This window comes from Lacrimispora sphenoides (assembly GCF_900105215.1).
Lineage (GTDB): Bacteria > Bacillota > Clostridia > Lachnospirales > Lachnospiraceae > Lacrimispora > Lacrimispora sphenoides_A.
This window is the reverse complement of record NZ_FOIP01000002.1, coordinates 61,571-78,183: the sequence shown is the minus strand read 5'-3', so window position 1 is coordinate 78,183 and position 16,613 is coordinate 61,571. Positions and strand designations below refer to the sequence as shown.

The 16,613-nt window shown below is 35.5% G+C and carries 19 protein-coding genes and 1 pseudogene; 3 read left to right on the top strand and 17 right to left on the bottom strand.

Annotated features, from left to right (window positions below; translation table 11 throughout):
- Positions 1-16: 16 nt before the first annotated feature.
- The 12 genes and pseudogenes from BMW45_RS17105 to BMW45_RS17060 all read right to left on the bottom strand — a co-directional run bounded on the left by BMW45_RS17105 (position 17) and on the right by BMW45_RS17060 (position 6,816).
- The gene (locus BMW45_RS17105; protein ID WP_092246778.1) at positions 17-685 is read right to left on the bottom strand and encodes a class I SAM-dependent methyltransferase; all 669 of its coding nucleotides are present in this window, start codon (positions 683-685) and stop codon (positions 17-19) included.
- 277 nt (positions 686-962) lie between these two features.
- Positions 963-1,136, bottom strand: a complete 174-nt coding sequence (locus BMW45_RS29115; protein ID WP_416388666.1) for a VOC family protein — start codon at positions 1,134-1,136, stop codon at positions 963-965.
- Positions 1,099-1,389: pseudogene (locus tag BMW45_RS17100) on the bottom strand (RNA 2'-phosphotransferase); the annotation flags it as partial. The pseudogene BMW45_RS17100 and the gene BMW45_RS29115, both read right to left, overlap by 38 nt.
- Positions 1,390-1,433: 44 nt before the next feature.
- Positions 1,434-2,045 (bottom strand): HD domain-containing protein, encoded by a 612-nt coding sequence (locus BMW45_RS17095; RefSeq protein ID WP_166433408.1) that lies wholly within the window; start codon positions 2,043-2,045, stop codon positions 1,434-1,436.
- Positions 2,046-2,481: 436 nt separating this feature from the next.
- Positions 2,482-2,655 carry a hypothetical protein gene (locus BMW45_RS29220; RefSeq protein WP_330390792.1) on the bottom strand — a complete coding sequence of 58 codons (174 nt, stop codon included), beginning with the start codon at positions 2,653-2,655 and terminating at the stop codon, positions 2,482-2,484.
- Between the two features lie 196 nt (positions 2,656-2,851).
- Positions 2,852-3,733: an integrase DNA-binding domain-containing protein gene (locus BMW45_RS17090; protein ID WP_330390790.1), complete on the bottom strand. Its 882-nt coding sequence runs from the start codon at positions 3,731-3,733 to the stop codon at positions 2,852-2,854.
- A 97-nt stretch (positions 3,734-3,830) separates the two neighbouring features.
- Positions 3,831-4,016: an excisionase gene (locus BMW45_RS17085; protein ID WP_465220285.1), complete on the bottom strand. Its 186-nt coding sequence runs from the start codon at positions 4,014-4,016 to the stop codon at positions 3,831-3,833.
- A 30-nt stretch (positions 4,017-4,046) separates the two neighbouring features.
- Positions 4,047-4,847: a hypothetical protein gene (locus BMW45_RS17080; RefSeq protein ID WP_330390788.1), complete on the bottom strand. Its 801-nt coding sequence runs from the start codon at positions 4,845-4,847 to the stop codon at positions 4,047-4,049.
- A 373-nt stretch (positions 4,848-5,220) separates the two neighbouring features.
- Positions 5,221-5,940: a type IV secretory system conjugative DNA transfer family protein gene (locus BMW45_RS17070; protein ID WP_242883142.1), complete on the bottom strand. Its 720-nt coding sequence runs from the start codon at positions 5,938-5,940 to the stop codon at positions 5,221-5,223.
- Positions 5,924-6,091, bottom strand: coding sequence for a hypothetical protein (locus tag BMW45_RS28245; protein WP_207649102.1), 168 nt, complete (start codon positions 6,089-6,091; stop codon positions 5,924-5,926). Before BMW45_RS28245 ends, BMW45_RS17070 begins: the two co-directional genes overlap by 17 nt.
- A complete protein-coding gene (locus BMW45_RS17065; protein ID WP_092246763.1) occupies positions 6,063-6,509 on the bottom strand; it encodes a hypothetical protein in 447 nt (148 codons plus the stop codon). The genes BMW45_RS28245 and BMW45_RS17065 overlap by 29 nt, the downstream gene beginning before the upstream one ends.
- Before the next feature lie 70 nt (positions 6,510-6,579).
- Complete coding sequence (locus tag BMW45_RS17060; protein WP_092246760.1) at positions 6,580-6,816, bottom strand: hypothetical protein; 237 nt, start codon at positions 6,814-6,816, stop codon at positions 6,580-6,582.
- A 230-nt stretch (positions 6,817-7,046) separates the two neighbouring features.
- Between BMW45_RS17060 and BMW45_RS17055 the strand changes: the two genes are divergently transcribed.
- Genes BMW45_RS17055 through BMW45_RS17045 form a run of 3 tightly spaced genes read left to right on the top strand, consistent with a single transcriptional unit; the run spans position 7,047 to position 11,750 of the window.
- Positions 7,047-7,637, top strand: a complete 591-nt coding sequence (locus BMW45_RS17055) for a helix-turn-helix domain-containing protein (protein ID WP_092246757.1) — start codon at positions 7,047-7,049, stop codon at positions 7,635-7,637.
- A gap of 4 nt (positions 7,638-7,641) precedes the next feature.
- The gene (locus tag BMW45_RS17050) at positions 7,642-10,293 is read left to right on the top strand and encodes a restriction endonuclease subunit M (RefSeq protein ID WP_143057061.1); all 2,652 of its coding nucleotides are present in this window, start codon (positions 7,642-7,644) and stop codon (positions 10,291-10,293) included.
- Between the two features lie 44 nt (positions 10,294-10,337).
- Positions 10,338-11,750 carry a restriction endonuclease subunit S domain-containing protein gene (locus BMW45_RS17045; RefSeq protein WP_092246754.1) on the top strand — a complete coding sequence of 471 codons (1,413 nt, stop codon included), beginning with the start codon at positions 10,338-10,340 and terminating at the stop codon, positions 11,748-11,750.
- 339 nt (positions 11,751-12,089) lie between these two features.
- Here BMW45_RS17045 and BMW45_RS17040 read toward each other — a convergent pair whose 3' ends face one another.
- The 5 genes from BMW45_RS17040 to BMW45_RS17020 all read right to left on the bottom strand — a co-directional run bounded on the left by BMW45_RS17040 (position 12,090) and on the right by BMW45_RS17020 (position 16,585).
- Positions 12,090-13,319 carry a tyrosine-type recombinase/integrase gene (locus tag BMW45_RS17040; RefSeq protein WP_092246751.1) on the bottom strand — a complete coding sequence of 410 codons (1,230 nt, stop codon included), beginning with the start codon at positions 13,317-13,319 and terminating at the stop codon, positions 12,090-12,092.
- Positions 13,320-13,371: 52 nt separating this feature from the next.
- A complete protein-coding gene (locus BMW45_RS17035) occupies positions 13,372-13,563 on the bottom strand; it encodes a hypothetical protein (RefSeq protein WP_092246748.1) in 192 nt (63 codons plus the stop codon).
- A gap of 98 nt (positions 13,564-13,661) precedes the next feature.
- Positions 13,662-13,850: a DUF6462 family protein gene (locus BMW45_RS17030; protein ID WP_092251097.1), complete on the bottom strand. Its 189-nt coding sequence runs from the start codon at positions 13,848-13,850 to the stop codon at positions 13,662-13,664.
- A gap of 44 nt (positions 13,851-13,894) precedes the next feature.
- Positions 13,895-15,958, bottom strand: a complete 2,064-nt coding sequence (locus tag BMW45_RS17025; RefSeq protein WP_092246745.1) for a type IA DNA topoisomerase — start codon at positions 15,956-15,958, stop codon at positions 13,895-13,897.
- A gap of 120 nt (positions 15,959-16,078) precedes the next feature.
- Entirely contained in the window at positions 16,079-16,585 is a 507-nt protein-coding gene (locus BMW45_RS17020; RefSeq protein WP_092246743.1) for a hypothetical protein, read from the bottom strand.
- Positions 16,586-16,613 lie beyond the last annotated feature (28 nt).

The window sequence follows — 16,613 nt, the reverse complement described above, 5'->3', positions numbered from 1 at the left end:
TGTTTAAATTCGATGTTTATTTTTTAATTACAAAGAGCCTGTTCATACCTTTCTGCCAAGTATATTGGAATTCTAAATAAGAAATAATCTCACCAAATTTTGATAACTGTTTCTTCCAATATTCTGTAGTGGCCTGACGAAGATGAAGTATCCCTTCTTCTTCATATAGATTCCCCCCTTTTTTCTGATAGCCAAACGAATCAAGTTCTTCTTTAGAATAATAAGGGTTCATTTTGATAAACCAGTAGCCGTCATGTTTCAAGAGACTGTTTAACTTAAGCATCGTTTCACTGGAAACATCTTTAGGCATTACATCCAGAACATTTGATAAAATAATTCCGTCAAACTTCTCTTCCTCAAACTGATCTAAGAATTCCTCTCCTCCAGTAAAGAAATGGGTTCTTCTATAATGACTCAGCTTGGCTGTTTCTTTTGCAAATCTAATACCTGTTTCTGCTTTATCTACTCCAATAATCTGATGATCTGGTTGATACTGCAGATATTGAAAAGAAACATCACCAGTTCCGCATCCAAAGTCCAACACTCGTTTTGTTCTGCTGGCAAACAGTTCCAACGCTTCGTCAAACATTGGTTCAACCTTTAGTTCTATCTCTCTTAGATCCAATGGCTGATATTCTTCAAATATCTTGTTCCACATATCTGTCTCACGTTCATAGGCTTTCATATTTAATACCTCTTTTGCATTAGAAAAAGGAGGTGAACATATCCTATCCCTAACTTTTTTTATTTTACAACCTCAGGGTAGATCTGCTTTCTGACTTCTCCATTATTTATATTACAATGCAGATTCTTGTCACACTATATACTGTATCACCACATTATTAAAAACGCAATATATATGAAAACATAATTGTTTTTATCTTTGGTTGCATGAAATATATTTGGAGGTCATTTAGGAAAACATCTAAAAGTTATAAGATTATTGTCAGGATCTAAGAAATTCATATTTTTTGCGCCCCAAGGTCTTGGGTTGGAGGATCAACAATTTCAATGCCAAATTCTTTTAATCTCTCAAATTCGCCACCTACATCATCTACCGTAAATGCAATACAAATGTTATGTGTGTTGGATGTTCGAAAGTAATTCAGGTGGTTCTTGCTCTGACAATTCCACATCTACCGGAATACTGTGGCCCTGGTTTGCTCGAATCAGCGTTTTATCTGCATTGAAACTATAACGTTGCTTATTGTATGTGGCTACGATCTCTGCAAGCATTTTAATATCAATCGTTCGACCTGTGGAGCTTTTACCTTCAAGCAGCTCTTCGACATTTGCCCACCCATGCTCGTCTAACTGAATACCGGCGGCTCCAGGGTTATGTCGTAGGACAAGACTAATAAATATACTCAATTTTTCTTCTTTACCCATATTATTTTTTCCCCTTTCCTCGTAACCTCCTCCACACTCATTGCTTATGACTCAATCTTATTTTCTAAGTAATTTAAATAATATTTTAAGGTGCTTTCTCTTATAGAAATAAATTCATTTACTTTTTGCTCAGAATGAGCCAGTAAATCAGATAGCTGTAGTTCCAGTAAAGGCAGCACCAATTTTGCACCAGTTTTTTGTATGATATCATCAATACTTTCTTTAGTGGGTGATAAATCAAAATCATGAAATCTAATTAATAAACAAACATCCTGTCGGACATTATCTTCAAATCCTAGTCTCTGTAAAATCAAATCCGCCAGTAATTCGCTGATCTTCTCATGCCCCTTAAAGCTGTCAACTCCATTGATTGTTCTCTTGGTATAAGGTTTGCCAATATCATGATACAAAGCAGCCAGTTTCAGGGTGATATCTTTCTTTACGCCGTTTACTACCTCATAGGTATGGGCAAGTACTGGTACACGGTGAGCTGGCATATTTTGTTCACAATTTTTGCAAACAATTAATTCCGGAGAAATTATAAAAAGTTCATCTTCTAACAATTGTATTCCTTTATCACTCAATAATATAGCTTCTAAGTATTCTCTTGGCATTTTATCAGTACTACCCAATCCATGTTGTTTATTCATATTCATATAGAATCCTTCCATAAATGTACAGTCTGTCTCAATTATATCATATTTCCGTTTGCTACTCAAAAAAATAGTACTTTCATCTGTGAAATCTTAACTTACCTGATCTTGGGCAATAAAAAACAACTACCGAATATTGATAATTAGTAGCTTTAACCTATAATTTAAGGCACTAAAATAAGCCCTCTATCAATCATATTTCTACAATTGATAAAGGACTTTTTGCCGTTTGTGATATCTGGGAAACCTGGTAAATACAAGGCTCCTATTGTTTATTATTTATCCAATGACTTCATCGTCGGGAAATCATACCGATTTATTTATAACTCTATAATTCTCTACATATCCCCATTTCTGGATGTTCTTTTTTCTCTGCCATATTACAACTCTATGCCAGTCTTTATAAATGGTCGTAAATCTGTCGTAAGATGGTCGTAAGCTAATTTGTACCAGTCTGCTTTTTCCTCTGTGTGTTAAAATAATCCTCAAAGTTAATAAGTTCAGCTTTCTTTAAGTCCTTTGTTGCTTCTGCGTAAATGTCCATTGTAGTTTCTGCATCAGCATGTCCAAGAATATCCTGCATAGCTTTAATATTAACTCCTGCTTCACACATTCGAGTTTTGAACGTATGTCTAAGTGAATGATTACTAAATTTAGGAAGTGTTACTGCATCTTTCTAGCCTTTATCAAGCACCTCATAATTACAATCACGAATAATCCTTCTAAGTGCTTTATTGAGTGTTCCTTGATGCTTAACACCACCAAAACGATTGATAAAGATAAAATCTGTATATCGATCAACTACTGCATTACAAGCTAGTCCACATTCTTTCTAGTATTCCTTTTCCATCAAAAACGCTTTTTTTACTTTTTGGTAACATAGGAATTATTCTTTCTCCTGCTTTAGTCTTTGGTGTATTGATTGAAAAACCGCATCTTTCAGTACCACCTTTATCGAAATAAACAAGAGTGTGATTGACACTAATTATTTCTTCATTCAAGTCTATATCACAATAGCGCAAGCCAGTGATTTGACCCACCCTCATTCCAGTCCATAAAAGAACTGTAAAGATAGGATACCATCTATGATACTGTCCTTGTTCCCTTAGAAAGCTTTCAAACAAATCCTGCTCTGGAACTGTTAAAGCTCTTCTTTTGTCTGTATCGTTATTATGCGCTTTTTTCAGTTCCTTTAATATATTATCTGATGGATTGTAACGAAGGTAATCATCTTCAACGCCTAATTCTAATACTTGATGGAGAACGGTATGTACATTGTCAATGGTTGCTGTCTTTAAATGCTGTGTATCTGAGAGATGATTATAAAAAGCTCTAACATCTGACCACTTTAATTCAGCAACTTTCATTTCTCCAAAATCTGGCTCAATAAATTGAGTAAACATATATTTGTAATTCTGAAAAGTATTAAGCTTCAAACCTCTTTTCAACTGAACCCAACGATAATATAAATCATTTATTGTAATATCGTTCTTGTCTGCCCTAATACCATCTAAAGCATCCCTTAATACATCAATTTCCATTTCTCGTAATTCATCAAGTGTCTTAACATAAACAGAATGACGTTTTCCTTTTTTATCTCTCCACTTATATTCGAACGTTCCGTTTGCTCTCTGATACTCACCTTCCTTTAAAACTCTATTCTTATTATCTTTGCGTCTCTCTACTGTCATGATAATTCTCCTTTCTAACAATAAAGAGAACACGCTCAACTATATTATAGTCAAAACGTGTTCTCTGTGTCTACAGAAAAAATACATCTCCAAATAATTAAATTGAGTACGTCTTTTCTAAGTATTCATCCAGAAGCTTTCTCTTGATAAGGCACTTATTTCCACACCATATAACAAAATGGCAGTCTTTATCGTTCGTAAGTTCTCTGAGCTTATTTATTCCGATGTCAAAATATGTAGAAGCTTCCTCTAATGTAAGATTCGTTTTTTCCCATATAGGTATTTCTTTCTTAATATCAGTTGCCCCCTTTCATCAATCAAATGGTAAATCACCCCCTGCATAGGTCATAAAATTGTTATCTCTGTCAAAGTATGCCTTAACAGATTCATACTCGATTTTCTTACCAGTAACATCGAAAACAATCACTTTATGAATACGCCTGAGGAACGCTTTCCATGATTCATCATCTTCTCTCCGAATCTCTGAATACTGTTTTTCTAACGCCCAGTTTGAAATGATATACATCTTATTGAAACATGCGTATTTATTAGTATATCGGCTTGGTAGTTCTATCGGGTATATATCACAATACATAAGCATTTCTTTGAGCTTTAGTGACGAGCGAAATTCATCAAAGCAAATCACGGGTTGGCAACAGTAAGAATCGAATGGATGCAAATAATCGGTAACACGATAATCATTTGAATAACCGTTTTTCTCTAAGACGCCTCTTGTCTTTCCAGTACCAGTTGTACCACTGATATATGTTACTTCTATATCAAGTCTCACAGTCTCTTTATATCGTTCTGTTAATATGGTCGTACGTATTTTGTCGAGTTTATCTATCTGCAAAATGTAATCCTGATTTATTGCAAGAATCTCAGCATTTGTCATATTATCAAGAATCATCTGATAAAGGTCTGACATATCACTCCCTTTTCCCTTACTATCTGGTGGTTGTGTTCCATATTCTTCAAATGTTCCTTCTATCTTTTTTTCCTGCTTCGATTCGTCTAATTCCCATTTTCCAGATTTCTTTATGTATTTTACGTTATCCGATACAAAACTCCTGCACTTTTCAATGTGAGCTTCGGGAAAGTATTTTTTTATCATACTGAACCGAACCCGAGAAGCAAAAACAACATATACATGTGTATGGAATAAAGAACCTTGCTCATCAGCCATACAGAAATATGTTATTGTTTTGAAATTTCTTCTGATAATTTTAACAATGTGCTAATAGGTAAATCCCTTTTCTATGGGCGCATTGATTGTTAATTGATACATGAAGGATTGTGTATCTATCAAATCACCCCCTTTGTTCTTTTTGTGCACTGACACGAACATGCTGCAAACCCTTACGGTTAGTGTGCTTTTTCGTGTTTGTGCACTGTCGGGTAATACTATGCCGACAGTGTACGGGCTTGTGGCTTCGCCACCGCCCGACACGTCTTTCATTTTGTTAATGCACCAATACATATCTGTTTCATTTTCTCCGCATCCCGAATAAAGGCACTTTTACAAACCCAAGTTTAGACCCCTGCAATAATACAATGCCTTCGCCTATAACAAAGTTTCTATCACCGATTTTGTCAATGTATTCTTTCGGTATAAGCATTTCATATATGCTTCTTATTGGAGCACCTACGATTATGATTATTCCATAGTTCAAACGACTACCTGAGGGAAAAGGGGAAGCATCTGGACGTTGACAAGAAATAATGAGCCTTACAGCCAAAGAACGTCCAAGCATCAATATTTCTGATACTTTACGCATAACTTCATCTGCTTTTTTCTTCTCCGTGCTCTGTATAGCAAGAATATTCGCCATATATTCATCCCATATAAGCGTGACCGGATTTCTCGATGTATCTTCTCCAGACTGTCTCTTGTGAAGAATCTCGTATACGGTCTCTAAGGCTTCTAAAGAGCTGTTATATGGATAATAACGAGGACATCCACGAAGATATTCAAAGCTATCATCCTGCTTAAAATCAGCGAAATAAACTGTACCTTCGGGATTTGCAACACATAACTTTGCAAATAGTATATTAATTGAGTAACTCTTACCGCTTCCAGACATTCCACATAATATTGTATGGCTATTGGTCTTTGTAGAAATATCTGTTGTAATTGGTTGTTTCAAGCCATAGCCATACCATTTATCGTAATCATAGCCGAGAACTAAATCAGAGCTCATCATCATACAATTTACCCTGAACAGATGGTTTTCTTCCTGATGCGTTATATATTACAATCCTCTTGCCATTTGATTTACCGCCGTACTTTATCTTTTCAACGAAGTGAACATTCATCGAATCAGCAATATCATCCTGCTTTTCTATCCAGCGGTTCATTGGGATGCTTAAACTCTCTCATTATAACTTTGTTTCCTTTAATGCGTTTCTTATTCATAAGAATAGGGTATCCATTTCGCAAGTCCTGAGGTTGAAATGCTTCTTCAATATCCCCTTCATCCCTCTGTGCTGTGAGATTTCCGATTAGCTCTATCAATCCCCAGATCAGAAGGAAAGGGAAAAGTAATGCTATAAATGAAATTGAATACTTCCATACTGGAAACAATATTTCAGGAACAGCCATTAAAGAAATAATCACATCCCTCTTTACCCAAATGAAAACTGCCAAAGCAACAATCGGAATAAGGCAAAGACTTAAAAGCGGTTTATGAATCATCTGCAATACTCCTAATCTCAAACGAAGCTGTTGTTTCTTTCTGTTCCTTCTCTGTTGTATGTAATCTATATTTTTATCCATAGATAATAACTCCTTTCAAAAAGAATCCATCAGGGGCATTAGTAAATACCCCTGACGGAAACTGTGTTAATTAGTTTGCCTTGTAGACAGCTTCAATTTTTCCTTTATGATTAAAAGAAAGCTCGAGCTTGTCATTAAGCTTTGTTTCTTTAGGAAGGTTGATTCCGTCCTTCAAGAAAAACTTCTCTGTGCGGAGTCCTTCAACATTCTCATCTTTGAATGCTACAAAAAGATTAGTTCCGTTGATTGCTTCGCCAGAGTTGTTTGTACAATTGATGTGCTGAACACCTACTAACTGAGCCTGCATAATCTCGTTTCTCCTTTCCGCTTCTGCCGATATCGGCTTTAGCATTATTCGGTTGCATTTCCGTTGATTGTAGTATATTCAATATTATTAGGAATTACAAAGTAGCCGTTTATCTACAAAATTATTAACTTTGGATTTATAATTCATCATCCAATATCATTTTATCCTTGTAGGTGATATCTTTTAGAGTTATAATTACTAATGTATTATTTTATATAGAAGGAGGCGCTATGGATTTCAATGTTAGGCAAAAAGAAGTAGGCTCACGAATAAAAAACCTACGCGAAAAAAGGGGCGAATCCCAAACAGAACTTGGTGAAGCCATCGGTTTATCTCAAAATTCCATTTCAAAAATTGAAAATGGCGAAACTCAATTAACATTAGAAAATCAGTATAGTATAGCCGAACATTACAATGTTTCACATGATTATATTTGTACTGGAAAGAACGACGACTCTATTCTTTCATTACTAGAAAAATATGTTTCTTTGAAATATGCAAATACAAGCGATGGCATTGAGACTTTTGAATATCCAGTTTTAAAGATAGATAAAGTTCTTTTTGACTACCTTGTTCATGTCGCTCACGCAAGAAACACAAAAGGTGTACCTGACGATGTAAGAGAACTTTGGATAGAACGAGAGATTTCTTCTTTCTATGAACGAAACAAAAATAATGCACATAACGAAAGCGAAGCTATCGTTTCCATGCCAGAACAACTCATCTATCCCGATGAGCAAAAACAAGGTTGGAAACAATCAGATTTATTACGCGAAATGAACAAGCAATTACTTGATAATTCAAACACCAAAGGAGAATAGAAAAATGCCAAAGAAAATCGAACAAATCCTAAAGCCTGAAGAGGCTTCTCATATTTCCCAGTTTACTCAAGAAGACAAAGACTGGATTAATAGTCGTATACACGATAGAGCAGATGGGGAACCGGGCGTTGAATGTGTTGTCCGTGGTAAAAATGATAACGGGGATTACTTTAAACTGACGCCTGAAGAGATTGTAAGACAATACTATGCATATAAACTTATTGAAGTTTATGGCTATACCAAAAAACAACTCTGTTTTGAACTCCCTGCCGTATATGCAGGAAAGGAAATCATTAAAAATAAACGAATTGACATTGCTGTATTCAATAAAGACGATAAATCCAAAATTGATATGATTATCGAAGTAAAACGTCCCGAAATCAAAGACGAAAACGTCACTGCTGACGGTGAATCCTCTACTCCCTTCCAGCAGATGCAATCTTATTGTCGTCTAAAACTTCCTAAGATAGGTGTTATTGCAAACGGCGACAACCTTTTGAAATTTTATGAGGCACCTGCATTTGATGAAGCTCTTGTTATAGATAAATTTCCAAGTAACGGTGAAGATATTGATGAATGGAAAAACAATCGAAGATTCACCTTAAAACAACTTATTCAAGAGGATAGATTGCAAACAGAAACTCTTAAGGATATTATTCTGAACGTTGAGCAAAGATTTGGTGCAAATGATTCTAGCGATAAAGCCTTTGAGGAAATATTTAAGCTCATTTTTATAAAACTTTATGATGAAGTTCTATCAAGTCAGGATGCTGATGAAATTGCTATTGGTATGACCAAATATCATGTTGCACTCAAAGATATTGATGATTCTGATTTTAGAGTTATGCGATTTAGAGTTAAAGAGGATGATTCTTTAGACGATGTTTATCAAAATATGACCCAACTTTTTAATGAAGCGAAAACAAAATGGCCTGGTGTATTTGAGCCTGATGGTTTTCTCGATATGCAAAGAGCTACCGTTAAATCCTGCGTTAAAGAATTACAAAACGTAAAACTCTTTAATTCTAATCTTGAAGTAATCGATGATGCATTTGAACATTTGGTAAATCAAAATCAAAAAGAGGGAATGGGACAATACTTTACACCTAGATATGTTATCGATATGTGTGTAAAAATACTTAATCCTAAACCTACTGAAAAAATGATTGATACAGCAGCCGGAAGCTGCGGTTTTCCTATGCATTCAATTTTTCATGTATGGAAACAACTTAATCCTGAGTCCTTTAATCTATTTACCACAAGAGCTCGAAAACCAGAAGAGCTTGCTTATGTGCAAAACAATGTCTTTGGTATTGATTTTAGCGAAAAATCTGTACGTGTAGGAAGAATGTTGAATATCATAGCTGGTGATGGACATACAAACGTTATTTACTTAAATTCACTTGACTATCCGAACTGGAAAAAGAACTTCCTTGAAGTTGATAAATGGCGTGGAAAATACACTGAAGGTTTTGCAAAGCTTTCCAATCTCAGCGCTTCTCCTACGTCACATTCAGACAAGAAAAAATATAAAGCTTTCAATTTCGATATTTTAATGGCAAATCCACCTTTTGCAGGAGACCTAGACAATTCTGAACAACTTGAGATTTATGATTTAGGTCACAACTCTAAAGGTAAACTGCAAAACAAAGTAGGAAGAGATATTCTATTTATTGAAAGAAATCTAAACTTTCTTAAACCCGGTGGACGTATGGCGGTTGTATTACCTCAAGGTAGATTTAATAATTCAGGTGATAAGCTAATACGTGACTATATATCTGAAAGATGTCGTATTCTTGCTGTAGTGGGATTACACGGAAACGTATTTAAACCGCATACTGGAACCAAGACCAGCGTTCTCTTTGTACAAAAATGGACTGACGAAAACTGCGGATTTCCTAACATCTGCCCTAAACCTGAACCTAATGCTGACGGAATTATTGATTATCCTATTTTCTTTGCCACCATGCAGAAGCCAAGTAAGGATAATTCTGGTGATAAAATTTACGTTACTGAAAACTATGTTACATGGAACAGCTACAAATACATTACTGAAACACATTACATTAGAAAATCTGATAAGCAAGAAGTAACAAAGGAAGAATACGATTCAGCTGAAAAAAAATCTGACTACACAGTTAAAGTCAGCACTCGTAAAGAAGTTGAAGAACACCTTAGCACAGACGGTTCCGCAGATTTTGTAAAGGATTTATTTATCTCCGACCACGGCGAACTCGATTCACACAAGAAATGGATACTCAAAAATGTATCCTTTACACTTAAGAACAAAAAGAAAGATTCTGATGATTACGATGAGAACTTAAGTATTGAAGAGTTTCTTGCATTATCAGAAGCTGACCAAGCTCATTACAAAGAAGTTGATATCCTTGGTGAGAACACACATGATTTGATTTCTCTTGATGAGTATAATTCGCTGGATAAGAATATGCAAAAATACTATCTAATTGCCGAGGATGTTACAGAAAGAACAGAACGTGTTAAAGATACCCATGGACATATTTTTGTAAGACATGATTTGTTTAATCATGACCCTGAACTTGCAAATTCTAATCCTAACAATATTTACAGTCAAAACGGAATTGCAGAAGCCTTTGCTGAATTTGCCAAGAAAGAAGGTTTAAGTTTTTTTCAATAAGCCCATCCACTGAACCTTTCAATGAAGCTGAGTACAAGGCTTTAATGGATGGGCATGAATGCAGTGAAGTTTTAATAAGCGAACTGGATTTTTCTACTAGATTAGATGCAGAATACTATCAAAAAATACATCTTAATTATAAACATAAAGTTGAAAACTTACCGCATAAATATTTATCTAATGTTGCAAATTTTTTAATCGGGCCTTTTGGTTCTGCTTATGATACAAGTAATTATGTAGATATTCCAGATTACAGATATGTTAGAGGACAAGATGTCAAACCATTTGAGTTATTAGAAACCTCTCCACGATACATTGCTAAAGAAGATTATGAGCGTCTAAGTAAGTATGCTCTTATACCTGGCGATATACTTGTATCTGTTGTGGGCACAATAGGAAATACATGCATTGTTCGTGAAAAGGATGTTCCTGGAATATTCAGTTGTAAAAGCACAGTTATAAGAACAAAAAACATTAACCCTTACTACCTTACATGTTATTTAAACTCAAAATACGGTAAAAGTTTACTTGTTCGACAAGAAAGAGGTGCCATTCAGAAGGGATTAAACTTAGATGACCTAAAAGCAGTTATAGTACCTGAATTTTCTGATTCCTTTCAATTGATGTTTGAAACATTGTTAAAAGATGTTGAATTATTACAAGACAAATCAAATCGTTCTTTTACTAAAGCTGAGGAAATGCTTTTAGCCAGAATCGGCATAGATATGTCTGCTATCACAAACGGTGGTGTATCTGTAAAATCATTTACTGAGAGTTTTGGAAGCACAGGCAGGCTTGATGCGGAGTATTATCAACCGAAATATGATGATTTTGAAAATCATGTTTTGAATTACTCTGAAGGTTGTACAACTCCTGGCGATGAATTTGAACTAGTAAAAACCAAGTGTAGTAGAGAATTGACAGAATATCCTTATGTTGAAATAGGTGATATAGATATTGGTAATGGTTCGTCAGAATACAACGTTGTTGCAACTGAAAATCTTCCAGCAAATGCAAAGATAATGACGCAAAAAGGTGACCTGCTTATTTCAACAGTCCGCCCATATCGAGGTGCTGTTTCGATACTTAACAAAGATAACCTGCTTGTCAGTGGTGCATTCACCGTTCTCCGTGAAAAGGGAACATATCCGGCTCAAACTTTACAGGTTTTGTTTAGAACCTCTTTGTATAAAGATTGGCTCCTAAAATTCAATGTAGGCACTTCTTATCCAGTAATAAAGGATGATGACATTTTACAGATTCCTATACCTTTATTGGATGAATCTATGCACAATAGAATTAAAGAGTTTATACAAAAATCACAGCTTTTATTATCAGCATCTAAACAACTTCTTGAATGTGCTAAACGGGCTGTTGAAATGGCTATAGAACAAGATGAAACAACAGCTCAATCTTGGCTTGAAAGTAAAATATCAGACCTAACAAAAGAAGAATAACAAAAATAGGGCTTCCACTTTGGAAGTCCTATTTCTATTTGAACGTGCTCTCTTATATTCGGTCGTAAGTTGGTCGTAAATCTTTCCTTCCAACCTCTCAAACCATTGATTTTACTATGCTTATTTCTCCAAGCTCTTCATCGTCGGGAATAAAAAACACAATTCGTTATATATCTTTACATCACTTTATATTGCCTTATCTCCTTTGTAATAGGAGTGATTTTAGGCTTTATATCAACTTATCCCGCTTTATGAATTTGAGGTTAAATTGATATACTTAATAAGATTTGATGTAAACTTGATGTATAAATATCAGCATCGGTCACACTGGACACTCCGCTAAAAAATTCTTATTTTACCTTCTAAATTACTAAAAGATTCTTTCTTTGACTCTTTGGTAGCTTTCGCATATACATCCATTGTTGTTGAAAAGTCTGCATGGCCCATAATCATTTGTATCACCTTTACGTTTGATTCGTTCTCACAGTACCGGGTACAAAAAGTATGTCGAAGCGAATGTACAGTAAAATGCGGTAACAAAAACGGTTCTCGTTCTTCCTGCTCTGCTTGTTCAGACTCTTCCTTATTGTACGCTTTATAGATACATTTTATGGCTCTATTAATTACCATAGGGTTATGTACCTTCCCGTAACGATTAGTAAAGACAAAACGTTTATAACCGTCAATCTCGTCTTTACAGCCACCTCTCTGCTTTTGATATCTCTTCTCCAGCAACAAAGCATTACAAACATCTTCCAACATTGGAATTTCTCTTATGCTATTTTTCGTTTTAGGTGTGTTGATATGATATTCGCATGATCCATTGTCTTGCACACGGTATACTAAATTATGATTAATGCTTATTGTCCGTTCTTTAAAATCGAGATCCGATTCTGTTAATCCGGTAATCTCACCTAATCGTCCTCCTGTTCCCAGAAAAACAACAAATAGTGGTAACCAATGATGATAGATAGGGCTATCAGCAACATAGTTAATAAATGCAGTTTGCTGCTCAATAGTTAAGGCTTCTCGTTTACTTCCTTCCCAATCGCAACTCTTTTTAATTTCTGCCATTACACCAGATGCAGGATTGACCCGGATAAGACCATCTCTGACTGCCAATGTAAAGGTGGGATTCAGCAATGTATGTATTACCTCGATTGAGTTCATTTTAAAATCTTTTTCCGTGATAAAACTGTTAACAAATTCTTTCACATCAGAATATTTGATTTTACTAATGAATCTGTTACCAAAAGTTGGCCGAATATAATTATCATACATATACATATAATTCGTCCGTGTGGACTGCTTAAGGTTGATTTTCCCTCTCATATATCGGTCAAATACCGCATTCAGGGTAGTTCGTTCCCCAGCATATGCATCAACACCATCCGCAATATCATGTTCAATAGCTTTTTTCTTCTGTCGCAGTTCCTGTAGATCGCCTGCATAAACAACTCGTCGTTTTCTATTTACATCATGATATTGGTAAATATACTTTCCGTCTTTCCTTTGAGATTCACCAGGATACAATACCCTCCCTTTTGAATCTTTCCTTGATGTAGCCAAGTTGACACCTCTTCCTAATATACAGGAAAGGTAACAAAATGGATTTATCCTGTTATTTAAAACATTCAGGATAACACTTTTTAATAGCTCCTAAAACCAGTTCTGATTGTGTCATATGATGCTCATCAACGTATGTCATCACATTTTCATATTCTTCATCTGTCACTCTTGTTCTGAGGACTTTAGCTTTAGGCTTTTCAATCTGAGGCCTGCCCATCTTCTTACGAATTGGATTACCATCCATATTATCAGCTCCTCTTTAGTCTACATTTATATTATACTTTATGTAGCACACTATGTCAAGTGTTTTCCATTTTATTACCAATTCCTATTTTTATCAATTTATGGTTCTTTGAACGTCTCTAAATACTCATCTACGATGTTGATATTAACTAGCACAATATTACCCCATTTATGAACCGCTTTCGCTTCTTTGGCCAATTTTGTGAAAGAGCTTAACCCCATGGAATACATCTCTGCTCCTTCTGGATAACGCACAAATTTTTTGAATCGGCCTAGTTGTTCCTGCATTTTTCTGGATTGATTTCCGTCACGTTCTTCTTTCATAATTCTACCTATCCTCTCTTAAATTCGACTTTTCCATCAACCAGGACCAATGCAGCGTCAAAAGTACTTCCATCCTTCTTTTTAAAACCTTTTAATACACTAGTACTACCTTTGGATATTAACTGTTTCACCATAGATTCAGTAACCTTTTTCCCTGCCTTTTCTTTCCAAATTGTAAAATCGCAACCATCTCTATATCCAGTGCAGCCAAATGCTTTTGTGTTCTCTCTGACTGACTTCCCACATTTTGGACACCGAAGATTTGACGATTCTGGTGTCTTTTGAGGAGCAGAGCTAATACCAACAGTCTCTTGGCAGGATTTTAGATTTCCAATGATTTCCACTTCCTCATCTTTAAGTTGCTGTAAAAAAGCTTCTTTCGTTATATTACCAGCTGATATTTCTTGTAACTGTTTCTCAAATTTAGCCGTTAATTCCACATCTTTTAATGCTTCAGGCAGTACATTAATATAATCACGGCCTAGTTCTGTAGAATAGTATTTACCTTTTTCCAGGCGTATATAAGGATTTCTCTGATTCATCAACTTTTTAATTATTTCTCCCCTAGTCGCACTTGTTCCAATATGATTTTTCTCCATCAAAGCTATAATACTGGAAACGGTATATCGTGCCGGCGGCTTGGTCTTTTTGTCTATTGCCTTAACTCCATCAACATTTAACTCATTCCCCTTCTCTAAAACTGGCAGGATCTCTTTACTATCATCTTCTTTTTCTTCCAGATTAAAAACTTCTTTATATCCTAATGATTTAATAACAGTACCTTTGCTGCTAAAATTACAGCCGGCCTTTTCTGTTACAATTTCAGTCACTTGATATTCATAAGGCGGATAAAAGATAGCAAGGAAAGAACGTACCACTGCTTCAAACACATTTCGCTCTGGCTCTGTCATTTGTGAAAAAGCTTGTTTCATATCGGAATGAATCGTTGGAATAAGTGCATGATGGTCTGTAACCTTAACGTCATTAAAATATGCTTTATCCGGCTGAATTGTCGAAAGATCAATCCGATCAACAAACGATTCATATTTCCCCCATTTACAGCTTTTAATGTGTTCTCCCACTTCACGATATAAGTCCATGCTCAAAGCTCTGGAATCGGTCCTGGGATAGCTCAATACTTTATATTTTTCATACAATGTTTGAGCAATTGCTAAAGTCTCTTCTGGAGCATACCCGTAATGGCTACCCATATTTTTTTGCAGTTCTGCAAGATTATAAAGTGCCGGCGCTTTCCGTTGCTTGTCAGTACTGATGTATTCCATTACAATGGCCGGTCTATGGTCACCTTGTAATTTCTTCTCAAGATGTCTTGCCTCTTCTTCATCAAAAATATCTGCGATTTTACCATCTAGTAATAATGTTCCTTTAAAGCCTTTACTGTACTGTAATTCAATATTGTAATAAGGTTGTGAGACAAAACTTTCAATCTCATTATCACGCCGTACAATAAGATGCAGCAATGGGGTTTGACAACGGCCATAAGATAACATAGTCTTCTGTTTTCCAATTGTTAACGTCAAGGCTCTGCTATAGTTGATTCCCATACTATAATCCCCCATCGCCCTGGCTTCTGCCTCTTCCAGCAGCAATTTAAACTCTGTTGGCTCTTTTAAATTCGCAAACGCCTTCTTCAAAGCTTCATCTGTCAGCGAGGATGCCCATAAAACCTTTTTAGACTTCCGATTCCCGGCAAGACGATAAATCCATTCCTGAATCAGATACCCTTCTCGGCCAGCGTCTCCAGCATTGATAATAGAATCCACATCAGCCCGATTTATTAGTTGTTTAACAACTTGAAACTGAATTTTAGTGTTTGATAATACTTTTAAAGAATCCTGAAAAGAAAAATGAAAAGGCAAATCTTCTAATCTCCACTGTTTGTATCTCGGATCATGTTCCTCCGGATATTTAAGACCTACTAGATGTCCTATCGCCCAGGTAACAATATAGCGGTCCCCTTCTATGTAACCTGTCTTTTTTTGTGTACAATTAAGTACCTTTGCCATATCAGCTCCAGCTGAAGGTTTTTCTGCAATAACTAATTTTTTCATATGATTTCTCCTGTAATTAATATCATCGACAATAATTTTCTAACTTAATTAAATGGTAAGCCCGGATCCTCCACTCCATCTGGATTTTCCTCCTCAGTACACTCCTGAATAATCTTCTTCTCAAGCTATATCAGTTTCAATTTCTGGTAACTCCAGCTTTTGTAATAACTGTTCCATTTGCAGTACAAAAGTTATGTATACCTGTTTAGTGAAGCTGGGTAATTTTTTCTTGCTTTCTGAATCTACATGATATGCGATACTAAATGAACGTTCTTGTTTTCTCTCTTGCCAAAATGATATACCGACTATCTCATTAGTTTCATTATCCATCATTTGGATATAAATATTTCCAAATGAGCCGCCGAACTGCCTCTCTACGTCCTGGCAAATATCTTTTAAAATCAAATTATCACCAATCGTATAACGCAGTGGTTCAGTATACATATCCAGAGCTGATTTTCTAATTAACATATAATCCAAATGGTAAGGATTGTTTTTGTAGAAAATCATCAAGAGTGCCATAATCAAACATGTTCCATTCTCTATCAGTTCCACCGGGAAATAGGAATCAACCTGTATATTATCTACGCTAACAAACGTAACTGGAGATAATGTTCCATCATTCATATAAATTTCCTTTCCAGGAGGGCATAAT